At 71.6% G+C, this 21,144-nt stretch carries 22 protein-coding genes; 11 read left to right on the forward strand and 11 right to left on the reverse strand.

The window, feature by feature from the left end:
• Positions 1 to 38: 38 nt before the first annotated feature.
• Together KIK09_RS03985 and KIK09_RS03990 are read right to left on the reverse strand one after the other, a co-directional pair.
• The gene (locus KIK09_RS03985) at positions 39 to 1,298 is read right to left on the reverse strand and encodes a S53 family peptidase (RefSeq protein WP_214317234.1); all 1,260 of its coding nucleotides are present in this window, start codon (positions 1,296 to 1,298) and stop codon (positions 39 to 41) included.
• Positions 1,299 to 1,417: 119 nt separating this feature from the next.
• On the reverse strand, positions 1,418 to 2,068 hold the full coding sequence (locus tag KIK09_RS03990) for a carboxymuconolactone decarboxylase family protein (protein ID WP_308163905.1): 651 nt from the start codon (positions 2,066 to 2,068) through the stop codon (positions 1,418 to 1,420).
• A 73-nt stretch (positions 2,069 to 2,141) separates the two neighbouring features.
• On the opposite strand from KIK09_RS03990, the gene KIK09_RS03995 reads away from it, so the two are divergent.
• From KIK09_RS03995 to KIK09_RS04005, 3 genes are read left to right on the forward strand one after another with little or no spacing between them, the layout of a single operon-like run.
• Positions 2,142 to 2,738 carry a TetR/AcrR family transcriptional regulator gene (locus KIK09_RS03995; RefSeq protein ID WP_250572504.1) on the forward strand — a complete coding sequence of 199 codons (597 nt, stop codon included), beginning with the start codon at positions 2,142 to 2,144 and terminating at the stop codon, positions 2,736 to 2,738.
• A gap of 30 nt (positions 2,739 to 2,768) precedes the next feature.
• Complete coding sequence (locus tag KIK09_RS04000; RefSeq protein WP_214317237.1) at positions 2,769 to 3,359, forward strand: TetR/AcrR family transcriptional regulator; 591 nt, start codon at positions 2,769 to 2,771, stop codon at positions 3,357 to 3,359.
• A gap of 10 nt (positions 3,360 to 3,369) precedes the next feature.
• Complete coding sequence (locus tag KIK09_RS04005; protein WP_214317238.1) at positions 3,370 to 4,224, forward strand: NAD(P)-dependent oxidoreductase; 855 nt, start codon at positions 3,370 to 3,372, stop codon at positions 4,222 to 4,224.
• Here the strand turns inward: KIK09_RS04005 and KIK09_RS04010 are convergent.
• Entirely contained in the window at positions 4,221 to 5,489 is a 1,269-nt protein-coding gene (locus tag KIK09_RS04010) for a pentapeptide repeat-containing protein (protein WP_214317239.1), read from the reverse strand. The genes KIK09_RS04005 and KIK09_RS04010 overlap by 4 nt on opposite strands.
• A 220-nt stretch (positions 5,490 to 5,709) precedes the next feature.
• Between KIK09_RS04010 and KIK09_RS04015 the strand changes: the two genes are divergently transcribed.
• From KIK09_RS04015 to KIK09_RS04025, 3 genes are all read left to right on the forward strand, one after another.
• Complete coding sequence (locus KIK09_RS04015) at positions 5,710 to 7,356, forward strand: ExeM/NucH family extracellular endonuclease (protein WP_214317240.1); 1,647 nt, start codon at positions 5,710 to 5,712, stop codon at positions 7,354 to 7,356.
• A 665-nt stretch (positions 7,357 to 8,021) separates the two neighbouring features.
• A complete protein-coding gene (gene trxA, locus KIK09_RS04020; RefSeq protein WP_214317241.1) occupies positions 8,022 to 8,405 on the forward strand; it encodes a thioredoxin in 384 nt (127 codons plus the stop codon).
• A gap of 70 nt (positions 8,406 to 8,475) precedes the next feature.
• Entirely contained in the window at positions 8,476 to 8,946 is a 471-nt protein-coding gene (locus KIK09_RS04025; protein ID WP_250572505.1) for a LysR family transcriptional regulator, read from the forward strand.
• Positions 8,947 to 9,181: 235 nt separating this feature from the next.
• Here KIK09_RS04025 and KIK09_RS04030 read toward each other — a convergent pair whose 3' ends face one another.
• The 7 genes from KIK09_RS04030 to KIK09_RS04060 all read right to left on the reverse strand — a co-directional run bounded on the left by KIK09_RS04030 (position 9,182) and on the right by KIK09_RS04060 (position 14,722).
• Positions 9,182 to 10,447, reverse strand: a complete 1,266-nt coding sequence (locus KIK09_RS04030; protein ID WP_214317243.1) for an MFS transporter — start codon at positions 10,445 to 10,447, stop codon at positions 9,182 to 9,184.
• A gap of 12 nt (positions 10,448 to 10,459) precedes the next feature.
• A complete protein-coding gene (locus KIK09_RS04035) occupies positions 10,460 to 11,785 on the reverse strand; it encodes a class II 3-deoxy-7-phosphoheptulonate synthase (RefSeq protein ID WP_308163906.1) in 1,326 nt (441 codons plus the stop codon).
• A 116-nt stretch (positions 11,786 to 11,901) separates the two neighbouring features.
• Positions 11,902 to 12,948, reverse strand: a complete 1,047-nt coding sequence (locus tag KIK09_RS04040; RefSeq protein WP_214317244.1) for a S8 family serine peptidase — start codon at positions 12,946 to 12,948, stop codon at positions 11,902 to 11,904.
• The gene (locus KIK09_RS04045; protein ID WP_214317245.1) at positions 12,942 to 13,580 is read right to left on the reverse strand and encodes a hypothetical protein; all 639 of its coding nucleotides are present in this window, start codon (positions 13,578 to 13,580) and stop codon (positions 12,942 to 12,944) included. Before KIK09_RS04045 ends, KIK09_RS04040 begins: the two co-directional genes overlap by 7 nt.
• 24 nt (positions 13,581 to 13,604) lie before the next feature.
• Positions 13,605 to 14,048 (reverse strand): SRPBCC family protein, encoded by a 444-nt coding sequence (locus tag KIK09_RS04050; protein WP_214317246.1) that lies wholly within the window; start codon positions 14,046 to 14,048, stop codon positions 13,605 to 13,607.
• Entirely contained in the window at positions 14,041 to 14,358 is a 318-nt protein-coding gene (locus KIK09_RS04055; protein ID WP_214317247.1) for an ArsR/SmtB family transcription factor, read from the reverse strand. The genes KIK09_RS04050 and KIK09_RS04055 overlap by 8 nt, the downstream gene beginning before the upstream one ends.
• Positions 14,359 to 14,368: 10 nt before the next feature.
• Entirely contained in the window at positions 14,369 to 14,722 is a 354-nt protein-coding gene (locus KIK09_RS04060) for a VOC family protein (RefSeq protein ID WP_214317248.1), read from the reverse strand.
• 94 nt (positions 14,723 to 14,816) lie between these two features.
• Between KIK09_RS04060 and KIK09_RS04065 the strand changes: the two genes are divergently transcribed.
• A complete protein-coding gene (locus KIK09_RS04065; RefSeq protein WP_214317249.1) occupies positions 14,817 to 15,476 on the forward strand; it encodes a permease prefix domain 1-containing protein in 660 nt (219 codons plus the stop codon).
• Here the strand turns inward: KIK09_RS04065 and KIK09_RS04070 are convergent.
• Positions 15,460 to 15,795 carry a helix-turn-helix transcriptional regulator gene (locus KIK09_RS04070; RefSeq protein ID WP_214317250.1) on the reverse strand — a complete coding sequence of 112 codons (336 nt, stop codon included), beginning with the start codon at positions 15,793 to 15,795 and terminating at the stop codon, positions 15,460 to 15,462. The two genes, KIK09_RS04065 and KIK09_RS04070, sit on opposite strands and share 17 nt — an antisense overlap.
• 73 nt (positions 15,796 to 15,868) lie before the next feature.
• On the opposite strand from KIK09_RS04070, the gene KIK09_RS04075 reads away from it, so the two are divergent.
• The 4 genes from KIK09_RS04075 to cydC are packed head-to-tail and all read left to right on the forward strand — an operon-like array spanning position 15,869 to position 21,133.
• Complete coding sequence (locus KIK09_RS04075; protein WP_214317251.1) at positions 15,869 to 17,026, forward strand: cytochrome ubiquinol oxidase subunit I; 1,158 nt, start codon at positions 15,869 to 15,871, stop codon at positions 17,024 to 17,026.
• Positions 17,027 to 17,036: 10 nt separating this feature from the next.
• Positions 17,037 to 17,792 (forward strand): cytochrome d ubiquinol oxidase subunit II, encoded by a 756-nt coding sequence (locus tag KIK09_RS04080; protein WP_214317252.1) that lies wholly within the window; start codon positions 17,037 to 17,039, stop codon positions 17,790 to 17,792.
• Positions 17,793 to 17,822: 30 nt separating this feature from the next.
• The gene (cydD, locus tag KIK09_RS04085) at positions 17,823 to 19,454 is read left to right on the forward strand and encodes a thiol reductant ABC exporter subunit CydD (RefSeq protein ID WP_250572506.1); all 1,632 of its coding nucleotides are present in this window, start codon (positions 17,823 to 17,825) and stop codon (positions 19,452 to 19,454) included.
• Positions 19,451 to 21,133: a thiol reductant ABC exporter subunit CydC gene (gene cydC, locus KIK09_RS04090; protein ID WP_214317254.1), complete on the forward strand. Its 1,683-nt coding sequence runs from the start codon at positions 19,451 to 19,453 to the stop codon at positions 21,131 to 21,133. The genes cydD and cydC overlap by 4 nt, the downstream gene beginning before the upstream one ends.
• Positions 21,134 to 21,144 lie beyond the last annotated feature (11 nt).

Genomic DNA, 21,144 nt, shown 5'->3' on the forward strand with positions numbered 1-21,144 from the left:
GCCCGGCGCGACGTGACCGGGCCCAGCCGCAGGAGGCCCTACCCGGCGTAGCCGGCCAGGGCGGGGACGAGGTGGGCGGCGTCCACGGTGCCCAGCCCCGACGCGAGGTCGTATCCGGGCCGGGCCGGGTGCCCGTGCTTGCCGTTCGTCCCGGTGGTGATGTCGACGATCCCGGCGTTGCGCGCGTTGGCCAGGTCGTACAGGGCCGGGTTGAGCGAGCCGAGCCGCTTGCCCGCGTGCTGGGCCGCCAGCGCGACGACACCGGCGAACATGGGCGTCGCCAGGCTCGTGCCGTACACCGGCCACCAGGAGGCGGCCTTGTCGTCGGTGAGGTAGGCCATCGTGCTCCCGTCGCCGGCCGCGCTGAGCGAGATGTCCGGCACGGCGCGCCGCCCGGTGGCCACGGCGGCGACGGTGCGCTGGTAGGCGGGCCGGGTGAAGATGGCCGACAGCCCGCCGCCCGAGGCGCCGCCCTCGTCGCTCCACACGGTGTCGGGCTTGCGCCGCTTGCCGGCGTCGTCGAGGTCGAGCCGGGTCCCGCCGACCGCCGTGACGAGCGGGTCGCTGGCGGGCCAGTCGACGGAACGCACCTGCTTGTCGCCGGTGCCGTCGAACGCGCCGCCGTCTCCGGCCGCCGCGACCACCGTGATGCCCTGGCGGGCCGCGTCGGCCAGCAGGCGGTGTCCCTGCTTGATCCTGGCGGCGTTTTCGCCCTTGGCGCCGCCCTCGGGCAGCCCGAAGCTGATCGACACGACGTCGGCCATGTGCTTGCCGATGATCTGCTTCAGCCCTCTGAGGACGTCGTCGAAGTCGTCGCGCTTGGCGGTGACGTCCACCTGGTAGAGGAGCAGGTCGGCCTCGGGGGCCATGGCGTGCGCGGCCTGCACGTCCATGGTCGCCTCGCGGGCCATGCCCGTCAGTTCCTCGTCCTTCCAGTCGATCTTCGAGGCCTTGCCGTGTGACGGCTTCTGCTCGACGATCTTCAGGTGGGGCTTGGGCAGGCCCAGCTGGGTGCTGGCGGCCTCCAGGTCGGTCCGCAGGTGCGGCGCGCCGAGCGGCGCCAGGATCGCGATGGTCCTGCCCTTGCCGGTGATGCCCTGACGCTGGAGCGCGTCGACGCCGTAGGCGGCGCGCACCTGGTTGAAGGTGTAGCAGGCCGTTTTGGTCTCGGCCTGGCAGGCCTTGCGGTCCATGCCTGCCTGCTGCTTCACGGGCTGCTCGGCGGCCTGCTGGGCGGACTGCTGCTGCCCGCCCGACGAGCACCCGGCCGCCAGGGCCAAGGCCACGACCACCAGCATGTGTTGACGATGTATCACGAGAAACTCTCCCCCCGTACTCAAGGGGGGACTTTCCGCAGCTTAGGCCGTGTGCGCTCGCGATCTCTGCACAAGCGCGGGCGTGTCGCCAAACGCACGTTTCATGACGAGGCGGCCAGGAGGCCGTCGACCACGTGCAGAGCACGCCACGCCTTGGTCATGCCGAAGCGGGCCGAGAAGCGGACGACGGCGCGGACCGCCTCCGGCGAGGCGCCGGCCGACAGAGCCCGCCCGACGTGCGCCCGCAGGCTCTCCTCCAGCGTCTGGAACAGCACGTCCACCGTGATCGTGGCGAACGCCCGCTCCCTGACGGCCAGCAGACTCATCCCCGCCCGCATCCGCGACTGCAGGTCCATGTAGTCGCCGAAGCGGTCGTCGAGCGCGTGCACCTCGTCCCTGATCTGGGCCGGGATTGGGCTGCCCGTCCCGGCGAGGTCGAGGTCGTGCCCCCGGCCGGTCGGCTGCGGCAGGCCGTACTCCTTCTCGATCTCCTCCAGCCTGGCCAGCGCCGCCCGCGCGGCCGGGTAACCGCTGTCGTAGGCGATGAAGCGCAGCAGCTCCCGCAGGTCGTCGGCGCCGACCCCGTGCTCGTGCGCCATCCGCACGTGCTGCTCGTACGGCTGGCCGAGCGTCTGCAGGCAGACGTCGGCGACCAGGCTGAGCAGGACCTTCTCCCGCATCGACAGCTCGGGCTCGCCCTCCCACAGCTGCCGGTCGGTGGCCAGGCTCATCTCCTCGAAGATCGCGTCCACGATCGCACTCCTTAAGTTAACGACTGTAGCGCTACGACTGTAGCGCAACGGCTGTCCCTCTACAATGGGCGTCATGAACGCGACCCGTGGCCGCAACCGGCGTGGCGAGGGCGAGCGGCTGCGGGAGGACATCCTGGCCGCCGCGATCCGGCTGCTCGACGAGCTCGGCGACGACCAGGCGCTGTCCTTGCGGGCCGTGGCGCGCGACATCGGCATCGCCGCCACCTCCGTCTACATCCACTTCGGCGACCGCGACGAGCTCGTGCTGGCCGCGATGGAGCGCTGCCACGACGACCTGCTGAGCGCGGTCGAGCGGGCCGAGGAGGTCTCCGACGACCCGGTGGCCAAGCTGCGCGCCCGCACGCTGCTGCTCGGCCGGTGGGCCTACGAGCACCCCGGCCTGTACAAGGTGATGCACGAGAGCCTGCTCAACCGGAGCGGCACGGCGCCGTTCCGCGAGGAACTGGGCGAGCGGACGGCCGCCGCGATCCAGCGGTGCATGGACGCCGGGCTCGCCGCCGACGGCGACGCCGCCACCGCCTCGCTCGATCTGCGGGCGGCCGTGCACGGCGCGGTGTCGATGCGGCTCAACCGGCCCGACCGTCCGTGGCAGCCGCTGGAGGAGCAGGTCGAGCGCTTCCTGGTCAAGCTCGTGGGCATACCTGACTGATCGTTCCAGATACTTGCTAGAGTGGGCCGCATGGCCAGGACGAGGGAGTTCGACACCGAGGCGGCCGTCGAGGCCGCCATGGGCGTCTTCTGGCGCAAGGGCTACGCGGCGACCTCCATCCACGACCTGGTGGAGGCCACCGGCGTGGGGCGCGGCTCGCTGTATGCCGCCTTCGGCAGCAAACAGGGCCTCTACGAGGCCGCGCTGACCCGCTACGCCGAGCGTTCAGGCGCGGCCAACGCCGCGCGGCTCGATCGCGCGGCGCCGGTCCGCGAGGTCCTGCGCGGTCTGCTGCTGGCCCTGGTGGACGCCACGGTGCTGGATCCGGAGCGGCGCGGCTGCCTGATCACCAACACCGCGACCGAGCGCGTGCCGCATGATCCGGTCGCCGCGCGGGTAGTGGGACAGGCACTGGACCGGCAGGCCGAGTCTGTCACCGCCGTGTTGCGCCGCGCCCGCGACCAGGGCGAGCTGGCGCCGGGCACCGACGTGACCGCGCTGGCCGACCTCGTCGTCACGACCGTGCAGGGCGTGCGCGTCCTTGGCAAGGCCGGCGCCGACAGGCGCCGCCTGGTCGCCGTCGTCGACCTGGCCCTATCTGTACTGCCCGTTAAAGATTAGGAGTTTCGAGATGACCACCGTCGCGCTGCTCGGCACCGGCATCATGGGTGCCGCCATGGGCCGCAACCTGCTCAAGGCCGGCCACGACCTGCGGGTGTGGAACCGCACGATGGAGAAGGCGCGGCCGCTCGAGGCCGACGGCGCCACGCTTGCCGCCGATCCCGCGGAGGCCGTGGCGGGCGCCGACGTCGTGATCACCATGCTGAACGACGGCGACGCGGTCCAGCAGGCCATCGAGGCCGCCGCTCCCGGGTTGCGGGCCGGTCAGGTGTGGGCGCAGATGAGCACGGTCGGCGTGGCCGCCGTCGAACGGCTCGCCGGGTTCGCGCGCGAGCACGGCCTGGTGTTCGTGGACGCGCCCGTGCAGGGCACCCGGCAGCCGGCCGAGGCCGGCACGCTGGTCGTCCTGGCCGGCGGGCCGGCCGATCCGCGGCTCGACCCGGTCTTCTCCGCGGTCGGCAGCAAGACGCTGTGGGTGGGCGACGTGGGCGCGGCCACCCGGCTCAAGCTCACCACGGTCGGCTTCGGCATCGCGCTGACCTCGGTGCTGGCCGAGGTGCTCGGCCTGGCCAAGGGCCTCGGGGTCGACGTCGGGCACTTCCGTGAGGTGATCACCGGCGGCCCGATGGACAGCCCCTACCTCCAGGCCAAGCTCAAGGCCATCAGCGAGGGCGACTTCACGCCGTCCTTCTCGGTCACCAACGCCGAGAAGGACACGCGTCTCATCGCCGAGGCCGCCGAGCAGGCCGGCGTCGCGGTGGACCTGGCCCGCGCCGCCGGCGACCGCTTCCGCCGCGCCGAGGCCCAGGGCCACGGCGAGGAGGACATGGCCGCCTCCTACTTCGCCGGCTTCCCCACGGCCTAGGTGTGAACGGCGGGGCGGGGATGGGAGGCCCGCGGGGCGGCGTGGGAGGTGGAGGTCCACAGGAGGGCTCCCCCGGTGATCGCCGCGATGAGGGTCACCCAGGCCGCCGCCCTTCCCATGCGCATGCCGTACCCCCAGAGCAGCCATGACAGGGACAGCCACCAGTGGCGGCTGGCCTTGCGGCGCATCTCCATCGCGGCGAAAGCGAAGTCGGCCGAGGTGCCCGAGTCGTCGACGTGGGGCCGCAACTCGGCGTAGAGGGTGGCCAGCCGGTCCGCGGTGGCCTGGCGGTCGGCGGCGGCGGCCGAGTCGGCGGCGCTCCAGCCGCGCAGCCCGTGCTCGTCGGCCAGCGCGCGGCGCCGGGAGAACCAGCGCAGCATCGGCCAGCGCAGGCTGAGCCGCACGCCGCGCGGCGTGAGCGCGAACGTGCAGTCGCGCAGCCGGACCCCGGCCGGATGGGCCAGCCCGGCGAAGCGGCAGGCCGACAGGTCGAGGGCGGCCAGTTCCAGGCTGGGCGCCTCGACGTGGCGCAGCGAGCTCACCATGGCGCGCCCGCGCCCCTTGATGGCGGCGTGGCCGCGCAGCACCGCGCCCTCCAGGTCCGCCTGCGAGTCGGCGAGCCTGATCGTGGTCGTCCCGGCCACGTCGATCCTGCGCAGGTCGACGCCGCAGTCCTCCACGGACAGGTCGAGGACGCCGTCCGCGCGGCACCGGGCGGCCGAGAAGCGTCCGGTGCCCGACAGGTAGGCGTCGGCGGCGAAGTGCGCGCCGTCGAACCAGGCGGACCCGGCGACCTTGCGGAAGGAGACCGTGCGCCCGAACCTGGCGCCGCGGAAGACGGCCCCGCCCAGCCTGGCGCCGTCGAAGGTGGCGTAGCCGTCGAAGCGGGACCGCTCGCACGACAGCCCGTGGCCGAACCCGGCCTGGCTGAACAGCGCGTCGCGGGCCATGACCGCCCGGTCCAGCCGCACGTGGCCGTGCACCCGCACCCCGTGGAAGGACAGCTCGCGCCCGAAGCGGGCCCCGGCCAGCGACACGTTCCCCTCGAAGCGGGTGCCGAAGAACGAGGCGAGCCTGTCGAACCTGGCCTCGTCCAGCGTGACGTCACCGGAGAACGTCACCCCCGCTAAGCGGACGTCGCCCGTGAAGCGCACCCGGTCGAGCTTGGCCCGTCCCGGGCGATGACAGGTGGCCTCGAGCACGCGGGCCAGCAGGTCGCTCGTGAGCGTGGTCCCGCGCAGGTCGAGCAGGCGGCCGGGAGACATCTCCGCGAGCTCCCTGTCGAGATCATCGGGCGGCAGGTGTGACAGACAGAGACCGTACGGCTGACGAGCGATTCCTGTGCAGGCAGCCGAATGTGCGCAGGTGACCCAGTCCATGCTGTCGTCATACCCGCAAAGCCGTGCTGTCAAGGTTCGATAATTTAACGCTCTATCCACTTTCTTGGCGAAATATGCAAGCACTAAAACCTCTAAAGTGCCCGTCATGCGCCTTTTATCCGTGACAACAATTACCGCCCTCGTCCTGTCCGCCCTCGCCGCCCCCGCCCACGCGGCCACCGCGACCTCCTGCGACGCCCCGCCCACCCAGCGGATCTCGCAGGTCCAGGGCGGCGGCGAGGCCAGCCCGCTGGCCGGGCAGACCGTCAGGGTCGAGGGCGTGGTCACCGGCGACTTCCAGAAGAGCGACCAGCTGAGCGGATTCTTCCTGCAGGATCCGAAACCCGATTCCGACCCCGGGACCTCGGAGGGGCTGTTCGCCTTCGCCCGCGAGTCGGTCAAGGACGTCAAGGCGGGCGACCGGGTCCTCGTCACGGGGAAGGTGACGGAGTTCAACGGGCTGACCGAGCTGTCGCCCGTCTCCGCGATCGACGTGTGCGGCACCGGGTCCGTGGCGGCCCTGCCGTACAAGGTGCCGGTGGACGAGTCGGTGGAGGGCATGCTGCTGACCTTCCCGCAGCCGCTGACCGTCACCGAGCACTTCAACCTGGGCCGCTTCGGCGAGGTCACGGTCTCGGAGGGCGGCCGGCTGTTCCAGTCGACGGACCGGCCAGGCGTGCCCGCCAAGCAGGGCAGGCTGCTCATCGACGACGGATCGACCAGGGAGAACCCGGCGACGCTGCCGCCGATCGTGCGGACCGGCGACTCCGCCACGGGGATCACCGGCGTGCTCGGCTACGGGTTCGGCAGCTACCGGCTCGAGCCCACCAAGCCGATCGACTACCGGAAGACGAACCCGCGTCCCCTCAAGCCTGCGCCCGTCGGCGGGAACGTCCGGGTGGCCAGCATGAACACGCTGAACTGGTTCACCACGCTCGGCTCGCGCGGCGCGAGCAACGCCGAGGAGCTCAAGCGGCAACTGGCCAAACTGGTGGCGGCGCTCAAGGGCCTGGACGCCGACGCGGTCGCGCTCATGGAGGTCGAGAACAACGGCGGCGCCTCGGTGCAGGCCCTGCTCGACGCGCTCGGCTCCGGCTACACCGCGATCAAGCACCCCTACCCCGGCACGGACGCCATCCAGGTCTCGATCATCTACAAGAAGGATGTCCTGTCGCCCGTGGGCGAGGCCAGGTCGTCGCAGGACCCGGTCTTCAGCCGGCCGCCGCTGATCCAGACGTTCCGCAGGTCGGGGGGCGGCCAGCCGTTCACCATGGTGGTCAACCACTTCAAGTCCAAGGGCAGCTGCCCCGCCGACGGCCCCGACGCCGACCAGGGCGACGGGCAGAGCTGCTGGAACCCCACCCGCGTCAAGCAGGCCCAGGCCGTGCTCGGCCTGATCGCCGACCTGCCCAACCCGCTCGTCCTGGGCGACCTCAACGCCTACGGCGAGGAGGACCCCATCCACACGCTGGAGCACGGCGGCCTGACCAGCCTCACCAAGCGCTTCGTGCCCGCGCCGCAGCGCTACAGCTTCCTGTTCGACGGCCTGGCGGGTGAACTCGACCACGCCCTGGCCGGGCACCAACTCGCCAAGCGGGTGACAGGCACCACGATCTGGCACATCAACTCCGACGAACCCCGCATCCTCGACTACAACACCGAATTCAACCCACCCGCCCTCTACCAGCCCGACGCCTTCCGCGCCTCCGACCACGACCCCCTCCTGCTCGGCCTCAACCTCCCCGGCCACTGACCTCCCCTTCTCTCGTACGGCAAGCCCCAAGGGGCCGGGAGCCCGAGAGCTCCAGGCCCCACCGGGTTTCCCGGCGCCGGGGTCACGAGAGCTCCGGACCCCGCCGGGTTTCCCCGCGCCGGGGTCGGCGAGCCGAGGTACGGCGGTCGTCCGGCGCCTCGTACGACGGCCCAGGAACCACGGTGCCCGGCCAACGAACCGCCAAGACGCCCGCCCGCGTGAACACACAGCACCCCAGGCCGGGAGCCCGGGACTCGCGTGGATTTCCCGCGCCGGGGTCGGCGAGGCGTGGTGCGGCGGAGGGCCGGCGCTTCGTACGGCGAGATAGGGGGCCGTGGTGCCCGGTTGCCGGACGTCGTTACGGCGGGCGAGGATCATCGACTCGCCGGAAGCGCCGGGCACGGGTCCTCAGCCGGAGTACGGCGGGCGGCCGGGGGGCGGCGGCCTGCCGTAGGGCAGAAAGCTCGCCGCACGGCAGAAAGCTCGCCGCAGAGAGAAGGCTCGCCGTACGGCAGAAGCTCGTCGTAGAGGGGGATGGCGTTGTAGGAGAGGAAGCTTCTGGGGGTGGGGGCGTGAGGACGCGGGTGGAGTGGGAACGTGGAATGCTGTGGCGGGGTAGGTGGTTTACACCGTTGCAACTTCAACGACGATATGAGGAGCCACTTGTGGCGACCATCGAAGTAACCGAGAAGAACTTCAACGACATCGCCGACAAGGGGATCGTCCTGCTCGATTTCTGGGCCGAGTGGTGTGGCCCGTGCCGTATGTTCGGGCCGATCTTCGAGAAGGCGTCGGAGACGCATGACGACATCACGTTCGGCAAGATCGACACTGATGCGGAGCAGGCGCTGGCTCAGGGGTTCGACATCAACTCGATCCCGACGCTGATGGCCATCCGCGATGGCATCGTGGTCTACGCCCAGCCGGGGGCGATTCCGGCGCCGGCCCTTGAGGACCTGATCAGCCAGGTGCGGGCGCTCGACATGGACGCGATCCGTTCCGAGCTGGCCGAGGAGCTCAAGCAGGCCGAGGAGCAGAGCAACAACTGACCTCGTCCCGGGCCCCGCATGCGTAGCGGGGCTCTCGACTGTCACGGGGATCGCTGTGGAGCCACGGCAGTTGACCTATTTCGTGGCCGTGGCGGAGGAGTGCGGCTTCGGCAGGGCGGCCGAGCGGCTCCACATCGTGCAGTCGGCAGTGAGCCAGCAGGTCTCGCGGCTCGAACGCGAGCTGGGGGCCCTCCTGTTCGACCGCTCGACGCGGCAGGTCCGGCTCACGGAGGCGGGTGAGCGCCTGCTGCCCGAGGCGCGCAACGTCCTGGCCGCCGCCGACGCGGCCCGCCGGGCCGTCGCGGGACGTATCGAGCCGGACACGCTCCGGCTCGGCACCAGCCGCGCGCCTGGCCAGCGCCTCTACCCGCTGCTCGACCAGCTCGCGGCGATCGCGCCCGACCTGCGCGTGCGCCTCACCAAGGCGCCCGTGTCAGAGCGCCTGGCCGCCGTCCGCTCGGGCGCCCTGGACGCGGCCTGGTCCGCTTCGTCGACGCGGCCCCCGGCCTGGAGATGCTCCCCATCTGGTCAGACCACCTGATCGCTGCCTTTGCGGCTGGCGGGCAGGGAGCGTAATCCGCCCTTCCACGACCTTGTCACGACCGCGCTGGGCAAGGCTGGGGTGGCGCCGCCTGCGGGGCCGGCTTTCACCGGGCTTCAGGACACCCTCATCGACCTGGCCGCCGCCGCGCCGTCGTGGACGCTCTTCTACCCGGTCGGCGAGCTGCCCCCGGTGCGCGGCGTGGCCTATCTCCTGCTCGAGGAGCCTGTCGCGGTCACCTATCTCGCGGTGCCCCCGGGCCCTCCGTCGCCTCGGGTACGCCAGTTGCTGCGGGCTCTGCGGCACCTCCCGGCACTCTCGCCCGCCGCAGCTCCCGGCTCCCCAACGCCACCACCCCCGTCAGAGCCACCAACCCGCCCGCCAGCGTCATCGTCGGCGCCAGTCCGAGCCCGTCGATGAGCACCCCTGTCACCGCGAACGAGAACGCCACGAGCCCCTGCAGGGCGATCGACATCAGGCTCATCACCCGCCCGAGATACTCCCGCTCGGCACTTGCCTGCAACACCGGTATGAAGATCGATCCCAAAGCCCCCGCTACCGACCCGGCCACGACGACCAGCAGCGCGGTACCCACCAGCTGGGTCCCGAACCCGAGCCCCACGTAACAGGCGGCCACCACGAGGCACCCGGTCAGCGCCGGTCCTCCCACCCTGCCGAGGCGCCGGTTGAGCAGCGTCACGGCGAGAGTCCCCGCCAGCGTGCCCACCCCGAGCGCCGACATCAGGACGCCCTGGCCCGAGGCGCCCCACGCGTGCGCTCTGGCCATCACGGGGAAGCCCACGTTCACCGGCCCGCTCAGCGCGAACTCCAGCACGGCGAAGAGCACCAGCGTCACGCGGATCAGCGGCTGCCTTGCCACGTAACTCAGCCCGTCCCAGGTGTCGCGCAGCACGCCCGTGCCCCGCGGTTGCGGTGTGATGTGCACCCGGAGCGTAGCCAGGGTCACCGCCGAGACCGCGAACGAGGCCGCGTCCACCCCGAAGGCGAGTGCGGCCCCGCCGTACCCGACCGCGAAACCCGCGGCGGGCGCGCCGGCGATGAGGGCGACCCTGGTCAGTGAGGTCCTGATTCCCTGCAGCCTGGTCAGCTGACCCTCGGCGACGAGGTGGACGGGCAGGGTGTTGGTGGCGGGCTGGAAGACGGAGTCGACCAGCCCGAACACCAGCGAGAACGACGCGAGCACCACGACGCTCGGCGCGTTGAACTGCGCGTAGACCGCCAGGCCCGCGGCCAGTGCGGTCCTGACGGCGTCGCTGCCGACCATGAGCAGCCGGGGCCCGAGACGGTCCACGAAGGCGCCGCCGAAGAGCATCAGGACGATCTTCGGCAGCGTTCCGACCGTCAGCACCAGGGCGGCGCCGCGGGCACCGGCCGCCATCGTGGCGATGTAGGTGACCGCGACGATGTAGAACTGATCGCCGAGGTTCGACAGGAACTCGCCGCTCAGCCAGCCGATGACCCGTTTGTCACGTAAGCCCACCGGCCGATTGGATCACCCGCGGTAGAGCTCCGCCACCCGGAATGCCAGATCGAGCGACTGTCCGCGGTTGAGGCGCGGGTCGCAGGCCGTCTCGTAGCGCAGCGCCAGGTCGTCCTCGGCGATCTCCCGGCCGCCGCCGACGCACTCGGTGACGTCGTCGCCGGTGAACTCGATGTGGATCCCGCCGGGGTGCGTGCCGAGCGATCGGTGCACCTCGAAGAAGCCCGCCACCTCGTCGAGCACGTCGTCGAGCCGACGCGTCTTGTGACCGCTGGGCGCCTCGAAGGTGTTGCCGTGCATCGGGTCGCACACCCACGCGATCTGCGCGCCCGACGCGGTGACCTCCTTGACCAGCGTCGGCAGGTGCTCGCGGATCTTGGAGGCGCCCATCCGGGTGATGAACGTCAGCCGTCCGGGCTCGTTGTCGGGGTTGAGCTTCTCGACCAGCGCCAGCGCCTCGTCCGTCGTGGTCGTCGGGCCGAGCTTGACGCCGATCGGGTTGCGGATGCGCGAGAAGAACTCGACGTGCGCCCCGTCGAGCTGCCGCGTGCGCTCGCCGATCCACACCATATGGGCCGACACGTCGTACGGCCGGCCGGTGCGGGAGTCGATGCGGGTGAGCGCCCGGTCGTAGTCCAGGATCAGCGCCTCGTGCGAGGAGTAGAACTCCACCGTGTGGAACTCCTCGGGGTCGGCCCCGCAGGCCCGCATGAAGGCGAGCGCCTGGTCGATCTCCCTGGCCAGCTGCTCGTAGCGGCGCCCGGCAGGCGACTCGGCCACGAAGTCCTGGTTCCAGGCGTGGACCTGGCGCAGGTCGGCGTAGCCGCCCTTGGTGAAGGCCCTGGCCAGGTTGAGCGTGACGGCCGAGGAGTGGTAGGCCTTCAGCAGCCGCCACGGGTCGGGCATGCGCGACTCGGCGGTGAAGTCGAACCCGTTGACCATGTCGCCCCGGTAGGCGGGCAGCTCGACGCCCTCGCGGGTCTCGGTGCCCTTGGAGCGCGGCTTGGCGAACTGGCCTGCCAGCCGTCCGATCTTCACCACCGGCACCCGGCCGGCGTAGGTGAGCACGATCGCCATCTGCAGCAGCGTCTTGAGCTTGTTGCGGACGTTGTCGGCGGTCGCCCCGGCGAACGTCTCGGCGCAGTCGCCGCCCTGCAACACGAAGGCCTCGCCCCGGGCCACGGCGGCCAGCTGGTCCTTCAGCTGGTCGCACTCGCCCGCGAAGACGAGAGGGGGCAGGCCGCCGAGTTCGGCGACGACCTTCTCGAGCTCACCCGGGTCGGGCCACGTGGGCTGCTGTGCCGCCGGGAGGGTACGCCAGGAATCGAGGTTGCTCACGGCATACGAGGGTATTCCACCGCGCACCCTGCACCGCCTCCTGTGTCCACGGATTGAGAACGGACTTTTCCCTTGACACGCATGAAATTGACCCAAGGTTCACCGCGACCTGGTCATCAGAGCCTTCGGCGCCTCAACCAGGCCAGCCCGAGCGCGGCGAGCCCGAGCAGGATCGCGGCCGAGTAACCGGCGACCTTCAGCGGATCCGGCCGCACCACCGTGATCGCCTCCGGCGGCCGCCACCGGACCGGCTCGGCCGCCGGTTTCATGGCGGTGAGCCTGCCCGCCTCCTCCAGCGCCCCGGCGGGATTGACCAGCCCGAAGCCCCCCGCGGGATCGTAACGGTGCCCGGCGCCGCGGGCCGAGGCACCGAGCGCGGAGGCGACCAGCGCGGGCCGCAGGCTGGGGAACTTGGACTTGACCAGCGCGGCGGCAGCCCCCACGTGGAGCGAGGCGGCGCTCCCTCCCCACATGGTCCACGACGTGCCCTCGGGGCCGGCGGCGTGGATCTTGGCACCGGGCGCGGAGACGAGCACGGGGTCGGTGCGCTCGCGGCTGCCGAGCGCGACCACGCCCTTGCCGTTGGCGGTGCCGACCTCGATCGCGCCCGGCAGGTCCAGCGAGCGGGGGTAGTCGTCAGGATCGTTGCCGGGCTTGGCCACCCACACGGTGGCCGCCGCCACCACGACGGCGCCGTGCTCGGCCGCGTAGTCCACGGCGTCGGCCGCTTCGGAGTCGTAGCCGTCCGGGCCGTAGTCGGTCCAGATCACGTTCGCGCCGTGGTCGGTGGCCCACCGGACGCCCGCGGCGAAGATCTTGTCGCCGAAGACGTTGTCGCTCCACTTCCTCAGCCCCTTGGCCCCGTCGGGGAAGTCCTCCTCCTCGGGCCGGATCCGTACGGACAGCAGCCGGGCGCCGGGCGCGAGGCGCGACAGCACCGACGCGGCGAGCGTGCCCGAGATCCTGGCCTCTCGTGGCCGCTTGACCAGGTCCTTGCCGCGGTCCAGGTTCCTGAGGCCGGGCCGTACGCCTGCCGACAGGACGGCAACGGTCGTCCCGCGCCCGTCGGTCGTGCGGCGGGCCTCGGCGAAGTCCTCTGACAGTTGCTGGGCGGGCGACACCATCAGGGCGCACAGCCCCGCGGCCACGAAGGTGGTCAGCATTCCACTGGCTCCTTGGCAGGGCACGGCACGTCCAGCCGCGCGGCGAGGTCCTCGACGGCGATGACGGAGCCCGGCATGTCCTCGTACTCGCCCTCCGCGCTCCCCCTGCCGTCGGCGAAGCCGGCGGTGGAGAGCACGAGGTATGAGCCCCGGTGGTCCACCGCGTAGCCCTGGCGCTGGGCGTCGCCGAACCGGTGGGCCAGGGTCCCCGGCACGGTGAGCGCCCGGACGCCGCCGTCGAGCCAGTTCCCGGCGAACCTGGCTTCGGAGGCCGCGGTGGGGTCCCTCATCGACAGCACCACGACGGTGCCGACGACCAGGCCTGAGCTGTCGGCGTAGGTGGCGCGGACGGCGCCGCGGCAGCCGAACTTGCGCGCCAGCGGCAGCTTTTCCGTGTCCAGCACGGCGTCGCACGTGGTCTGCTGGACGGCGCCGAGCCGGGTGGCGTCGTCCAGGACAGCAGGGAAGATCTTGTCAGGCGGCCAGCGCCGCCAGCGATCGGCCTTGGCCGCCTTGGCCGCCGCGGCGAGTTCCGCCCCGGTGGGCGCTCGGGTCATCTCGTGTAACAGTCCGGCGATGCCGGCGCCGGTCGCGGCGAGGCCGAGGAGGACGAGCGCGATGATCATTCGCACGAATCCCGCATCCTAGGCGGGCGATCATGCCGCGTCCAGGTCCTCCAGGATGGCTTCGATGGCGCGGAAATGGCCCGAGCGCCAACCGCCGCCCATGATGCGGCGCGACATCTGCTGCACAGGATCGTCGGGGTCGAAGCCCTCGTGGTCGAGGAAGAGGCGCGTGCCCTTGCCCTCGGCCTCCAGGCGCCAGGTGACGGTCCAGTCGGCCTTCCCGCCGTCGCTCCAGCTGATCTTGAGCAGCCGCTCCGGATCCAGCTCGAGCACCTGGCAGTACACGATCCCGTCGAAGCCCGCGTTGGGCCGCGGATGGGTGGTGAAGGTGAAGCGGTGACCGACCTCGGCCCTGAAGTCGTTGGGCATCAGCCAGCGGGCCAGGAGCTCGGGTTCGGTCAGCGCCCGCCACACCTTGGCGGGCGGGTGCGCCAGGTACTGGTCGAGCCGGATGGCGCGGAGCTCGTCAGTCATCCAGCGAGTCCAGCAGGCTGTCGAGCGAGGAGAGCTTCTCGCGCCAGAAGCGCTCGTAGGGCGTGAGCCAGTCGCGGATCTCCATGAGCGGCGCCGCCTCGAGCCGGTAGTGCCGTTCCCTGCCGTGCCGGGTCTCGGCGACCAGCCCGGCGTCCTTGAGCACCTTGAGGTGCTCGGAGACGCTGGGCCGGCTCATGTCGAAGTGCTCGGCCAGGCGCCCGGCGGGCTGGGCTCCCTCCTCGCGCAGCAGGCGAAGGAGTTCCCTGCGCGCCGGGCTGGCGAGCGCGGTGAACACGTGGTCGGCGGTCACACGGGAGATCCTATGGCTGGGTGACGGCGTACCCGTTGCCGAAGGGGTCGTGGAAGAGCAGCTGGCGGCCCCAGGGCTCGTCGGTGGGCCCCTCGAGGTCCACGCCGTTGTCGCGGAGCCTGGCGGCGAGCCCGTCGATGTCGGAGGTGTACAGCACGGTGCCGCCGAGCGGCTGCTTGCCGGGGAACCAGGAGGCAAGCAGCAACGTGGTCTCGCACCCCTTGGGCGCGACGGTTAGCCAGCGCCCGTGCGGGAACGGGTTGTCGGACCGCACTTCGAACCCGAGCACGTCGCTGTAGAACTCGAGCGCCCGGTCCTGGTCGGAGACGGGCACCGTCAGCGCGGCTATGGAGGAGATGTACATGCCGACCAATATACGTAGGAAAATTCCTACACATCAAGCATCTCAGGGAAAACCCGGATGGATCTCCGAACCCACCCTCCGTAGACTTGTCCCCATGCTGATCGACGACTACATGGCCGATCTCGGGCGAGCTCTGTCAGGACCGGAGGGCCCCAAGCGCGACCTGGTCGTCGAGGCCCGTGACAGCCTGGCCGACGCCGCGGAGGCGCTGGAGGCCGAGGGGCTCGACCGGCTGGAGGCCGAGCGCCGCGCGGTCGCCGACTTCGGCGCCGTGGCAGAGATCGCGCCCGGCTACCAGAGCGAGCTGACCGCCTGCGCGGGGCGGCGCATGGGGCTGCTGCTGTTCATCAGCGTGCCGCTCACCGTGATCATGTGGTCGGTGGTCTGGCGCATCTTCCCCGGCGACCCGGTGGCGTGGGCGCACAAGCCGGGCTGGTACTCACTGGTCTCCCGCCTGATCGACGTCCTGCAACTGGCCACCGGCCTGTACGGCGGGCTGGCGCTGCTGGCGCTGGCCAGGGGCGCCCGCTGGATCCGCAGGCCGCACCTGGTGACGCGGTCGCTGGGGATCCTGGTGTGGGCGATGCTGCCGATCGTCGGAGGGCTGGGCCTCCTGCTGTCGTACGGCCCTGGCGTGCCGCCGAACGCCTCGACCTTCCTGCCCGCGCTGCTGGCGAACCTGGTCACGTCCGCCTTCTGGGGCCTGCAGCTCTACGGCGCGGTGCGCTGCATGCGCATCACCCGGACGGCTTGACCTCCGGCCCGAGCACGCTCCCGATCACCGCGGTGAACTCGGCCCAGGCCGACCGCTCGCCCTCCAGTTGCTTCCTGCCCGAGTCGGTCAGCCGGTAGGTGCGCCGCTTGCGCCCGCCCACCGTGGCCCACTCGCTGGCCAGGAACCCGATCCGCTCCAGCCTGCGCAGCGCGGGATACACCGTGCCCGTCGGCACACTCAGCGCTCCCCCGCTGCGCTCCTGCAACGCCTCGATGATGGCGTAGCCGTGCAGCGGCTCGTGCTCCACCACTGACAGCAGCAGTGCGTCCATGTGCCCGCGGAGCGCATCCGAGTTCATGTGTGCATCTTATAGCCTCCCTACATGTAGGCTACCTACATGTAGACAGGCACACTGAAGACGGAGTGACGCGATGGATGTACTCGATCTGGCGCGGTTGCAGTTCGCGGCGACGGGAAGCCTGCACTTCCTGTTCGTCGTGCTCACGTTGGGGCTGGCGCCGCTGGTGGCGTTGCTGAACACGCGCTGGGTGCTCACGGGCAGCCCCCTGCACGAGGGCATGACGCGGTTCTGGGGACAGATCTACGTCGTCAACTACGCGCTGGGCATCGTCACGGGGCTGGTGATGGAGTTCCAGTTCGGCCTGTCGTGGGCGGGCCTGTCGCACTACGCGGGCGACGTGTTCGGCGCGCCGCTGGCGATGGAGACGCTGGTGGCCTTCTTCCTGGAGTCCACGTTCCTGGGATTGTGGATCTTCGGCTGGGGGCGGCTGCCCAAAAAGCTGCACCTGGCGTGCATCTGGCTGGTGACGCTGACCGCCTACGCCAGCGCCTTCTACATCATGGTCGCCAACTCCTTCCTGCAGAAGCCGGTGGGCGCCGTGCAGGTGGGCGACCGGCTGCAGCTGACCGACTTCGGCGCGCTGCTGACGAACTCGACGCTGGTGGCCTCCTTCCCGCACGTCATCGGGGCCGCGATCTTCACCGGCGGCATGGTGATGGTGGGCGCCAGCGCCTACCAGTTGCGCCGCCGTACCGAGGAGAAGGTCTTCTTCACCAAGTCGATGCGGACGGGCGTGGTCACCGCGGCGATTGGCATTTTCGTGGCCGTCGTCGCCGGATACGCCCAGTTCGTCGGGCTGCAGGAGGGCAAGTTCAAGGAAGGCTCGATGGGCGGGATGCCGCTGGCCATCATGCTGCTCGCGGGCGACCTGCTGATGCTCCTCGTGCTGTTCGTCATGCTGCCGCTGGTGTACTTCCTGCCGCGCTGGCGGTGGACGCACCCGCTGCTGATCGGGCTGACGCCGGTGCCGTTCCTGGTGTCGACCCTCGGCTGGCTGGCCAGGGAGCTCGGGCGGCAGCCGTGGATGGTGTGGAAGAAGCTCAGCGTGGCGGACGCGATGACGCCCGGGTTGACGCCGGGCATGGTCACGGTCTCGCTGGTCGGCTTCGTGGGCGTGCTCGGGCTGCTCGCGGTCGTCGACTACCTGCTCATCGCGCGGCTGGTACGGCGCGGCCCTTCGAATCTGTCACTGGGCACCGCCGTGGAAGAACCGGCGCTGAGCTACTAGGAGGTTCACGATGGAAGCGGTGTGGTTCGTCCTGTTCGCGGTGCTGCTCGGCGGCTACTTCGCGCTCGAGGGGTTCGACCTGGGGGTGGGGCTGCTGCTGCCGTTCCTGGGCGAGTCGAAGGCCGACAAGGACCGCATGGTCGCCTCGATCGCGCCGTTCGTGCTGGCCAACGAGGTGTGGCTGGTCGCGACGGCGGGCGCGCTGCTCGGCGTCTACCCGATGCTCGAGGGTGAGATGCTGTTCGGCCTCTACCCGGTCGTGGTGGGGATGCTGGTCGGCTGGATCCTGCGCGATGCCGGGCTGTGGTTCCGCCGCAGGATCGACGCGCCCGGCTGGCAGCGGTTCTGGACCTCGATGATCACGCTCGGCTCGCTGGGGCTGGCCTTCGGCTGGGGCGTGGCGCTGTACGGCGTGGCCACCGGGTTCGCCGCCTGGCCCGTCGCGTTGATGAGCGGGCTGGTCACGACCGGGCTGTTCGCCTTCCACGGGTGGACGTTCCTCGGCTGGCGGCTGCCCGGGTTCCTCGGCCTGGGAGCCGACCGGTCAGGCAGGGCCCTGGTGGTCTCCGGGTTGCTGGCGGCGGCTCCCGCGCTGGTGGTGCTCGGCGCCGCCGCGCCGTACCTGGTGGGGCACAGCGCACCGGCGGAGACGCTGAATGTGCTCAGTGTCATGGCGTTGCCGTTCGCGCCCATCGTGCTCATCGCGCAAGTATGGGTGTGGCGCACCTTCGCCAAGGGCGCCGTAAGGACACCGTCGTTCTTCTGAGGGCACGTGCATAAAGATCTTCTGCGGCTCATGCGAGCCGAGCAGTCGGTGCGACGCCACCTGATGGTGACGCTGGCAGCGGCCGTACTCGCGGGCCTGCTGGTCCTGGTGCAGGCGGAACTGCTGGCCGGGGTGCTGTCGGGCAGGTTCACCACCGTGGCGCTGGCTGGGCTGGCGGCCGTGGTGGGCGTGCGGGCACTGCTGGCCTGGACACAGGGCGCGTTCGCGGGGCGCACCGCCACCGGCGTGAAGTCGGCGCTGCGCGGACGGCTGCTCGGCAGGCTCGGCGAGCTGGGCCCCGCCCGCCTGGCCGGCCACCGCTCCGGCGAGCTGGTCACGCTCGCCGGGCGCGGCCTGGACCGGCTCGATCCCTACCTGACCGGCTACCTGCCCTCGATCGCGGTGGCCGCGGTGGTGCCGCTGGCGGTGCTGATCAGGCTGTTCGCCGCGGACCTGACCAGCGCGCTGATCGTGCTGGTCACGCTGCCGCTGATCCCGATCTTCGGCGCGCTGGTCGGCATGACCACCAAGACCGTGACGGAGCGGCAGTTCCACGCGCTGTCGCGGCTGGGCGGCCACTTCCTCGACGTGGTGCGCGGGCTGCCCACGCTGCGCGCCTTCGGCCGGGCCCGCTACCAGGCCGAGGTGATCAGGCAGGTCGCAGACGCGCACCGCTCGGCCACGATGCGGACGCTGCGGGTGGCGTTCCTGTCGTCGCTGGTGCTCGAGCTGTGCGCGTCGCTGTCGCTGGCGCTGGTGGCGGTCCCGATCGGGCTGCGGCTGCTCGGCGGCTCGCTCGACCTGACCACCGGGCTGCTGGTGCTGCTGCTCGCCCCGGAGGCCTACCTGCCGCTGCGCATGATGGGCACCCGCTTCCACGCCTCGATGGAGGGCGTGGCCGCGGCCGACGCCGCCTTCGCCGTCCTGGACGCCTCCGCGCCGGACCAGGAGGGGACACTGCCGAGCCCCACGGGCACGCCGGAGATCCGGCTGGAGAACGTGACCGTCCAGTACCCCGACCGCGACGCCCCCGCCCTGGAGGACGTCTCGCTGACGATCTCGCCGGGCGAGCGGGTGGCGCTGGTGGGCGAGAGCGGCGGCGGCAAGAGCACGCTCCTGCATCTGATCCTCGGCTTCGTCATACCGACGCGGGGCCGGGTGCTGGTCGACGGCGTCGACCTGGCCACGCTCGACCTGGACTCCTGGCGGGCCCGGCTGGCGTTCGTCCCGCAACGGCCGCACCTGTTCACCACGTCCGTCCTGGACAACATCCGCCTCGGCGCCCCCTCCGCCTCCCTGGAGTCGGTACGGCAGGCCGCCGCGGCCGCCCACGCCGCCGGCTTCGTCGAGGCCCTGCCCGGCGGCTACGACACCGTGGTCGGCGAGCGCGGCGCGAACCTGTCGGCGGGACAGCGCCAGCGCATCGCCCTGGCCAGGGCCTTCTGCCGCCCCGACACCTCGGTGCTGCTGCTCGACGAGCCCACCGCCCGCCTGGACGGCCGCAGCGAGGCGGCCGTCGTCGCGGCCACCAAGGCGCTGGCCCAGGACCGCACCGCGGTGATCGTGGCCCACCGGCCCGCCATGATCGACCTGGCGGACCGGGTGATCCGCATCCATGAGGGCCGCGTGGTCTCCGGGACGACCGCGGGGAGGACGGCATGAAGGGCCTGCTGAAGGGGATGGGCCGGCGGCTGGTGTGGGCCGTGCTGGCCGGGGCCGCCGCCGATCTGGCTGGGCTCGGCCTCATCGCGGCGGCGGCGTGGCTGATCACGCGCGCCGCCGAGCAGCCGCCGCTGGCCGCGCTCAGCGTGGCGATCGTGGCGACCAGGGCGTTCGCCACGAGCAAGGGCGTCTTCCGCTACGCCGAACGCCTCACCGGGCACGACGTCGCGCTGCGCGCCCAGGCGGGCACCCGCGAACGCCTCTACCAGGCGCTCATCCCGCCCAGGCAGCCCCGCCAGGGCGGCGCCGACCTGCTCAGCCGGATGGTCGACGACACCGAGGCGGCCCAGGACCTGCTGGTGCGGTGCCTGCTGCCCGCCTCGGCCGCGCTGATCGCGGGGCTGGCCGCCGTCGGCGTCGCGCTGTCGGTGCTGCCGGTCGCCGCGCTGGTGCTGCTGGCCGGGCTGGCCCTGGCCGGGCTGCTGCTGCCCGCGCTCACCGCGGCCGCCGCGCGCCGCTGGGCCTCCAGGATCGCGCCCGCCCGCGCCGCGCTGGCGGCCCGCGTGGCCGACCTGGTGCACGGCTCGGCCGACCTGGCCGCCTACAACGCCACCGACCGCGCCCGGGCCCAGGCCATGGACGCCGACGCCGAGCTGGCCGCGCTGGAGAAGCGCCAGGCCCGCGTGCACGCGCTCGCCCTGGGCGGCGGGACCCTGCTCCAGGGCCTGACGGTGGCCGCGATCGTGCTGCTCGCCCAGTCCACGGGCGCGGACACCGTGGCCACGGCCGTGCTGGCGCTGACCGCCCTGGTTTCCTTCGAGCCGGTGCTGCCGCTGGCCGCCGCCGGCGAGCGGCTGGCCGGGATCACCGCCGCGCTGCGCCGCCTGCGCGAGATCGGCTCCGCCCCCGCCGCGATCACCGAGCCGGCCTCCCCGGCGCCGGTCCCCGCCGCGCCGCTCACGGTCGAGGTCCAGGACCTGGTCGTACGGCACGCCGAGACGCTCGCCGTGGACGGGGTGTCGCTCACGCTGACGCCGGGCAGGCGGGTGGCGATCGTCGGGCCGAGCGGGGCGGGCAAGAGCACGATCCTGGCCGCGCTGATGCGCCTCGTCGAGCCCGAGTCCGGAAATATCCGGATCAATGGGGTCGATGCTCGCGCGCTGGACTCCGACGACATCCGGACGCTGATGACCGGGCTCACGCAGGACCCGTACATCTTCCAGACCACGCTCAGGGACAACCTGCGCCTGGCCGGTCCCGGGTCCGGCGACGGCGAGCTGGCGGCAGCCGTACGGGATGCCCGGCTTGACCGGTGGGTCGAGCGGACGGGATGGGACGCGCAGCTGGGCGAGGACGGCAGGACCGTGTCCGGCGGGCAGTTGCAGCGGCTGGCGCTGGCCCGCGCGCTGCTGTACGACCCGCCGGTGCTGCTGCTCGACGAGCCCGCCGAGGCGCTGGACGAGCAGACCGCCGACGCGCTGATGGCCGACCTGCTCGACGTGACGCACGACCGCACGACGCTGCTGGTCACGCACCGGCTCAAGGGGCTCGAGCAGGTCGACGAGATCATCGTGCTCGAGGACGGGCGGGTCATCCAGCGCGGGCGGCACGACGAGCTCGTGGCCGTCCCCGGCTACTACCGCGACCTGTGGGAATCCGAGGTCCTGACCCGGCGGTGACAGCCTGGTAT

The organism is Nonomuraea sediminis, assembly GCF_018531495.1.
Taxonomy (GTDB): Bacteria; Actinomycetota; Actinomycetes; order Streptosporangiales; family Streptosporangiaceae; genus Nonomuraea; species Nonomuraea sediminis.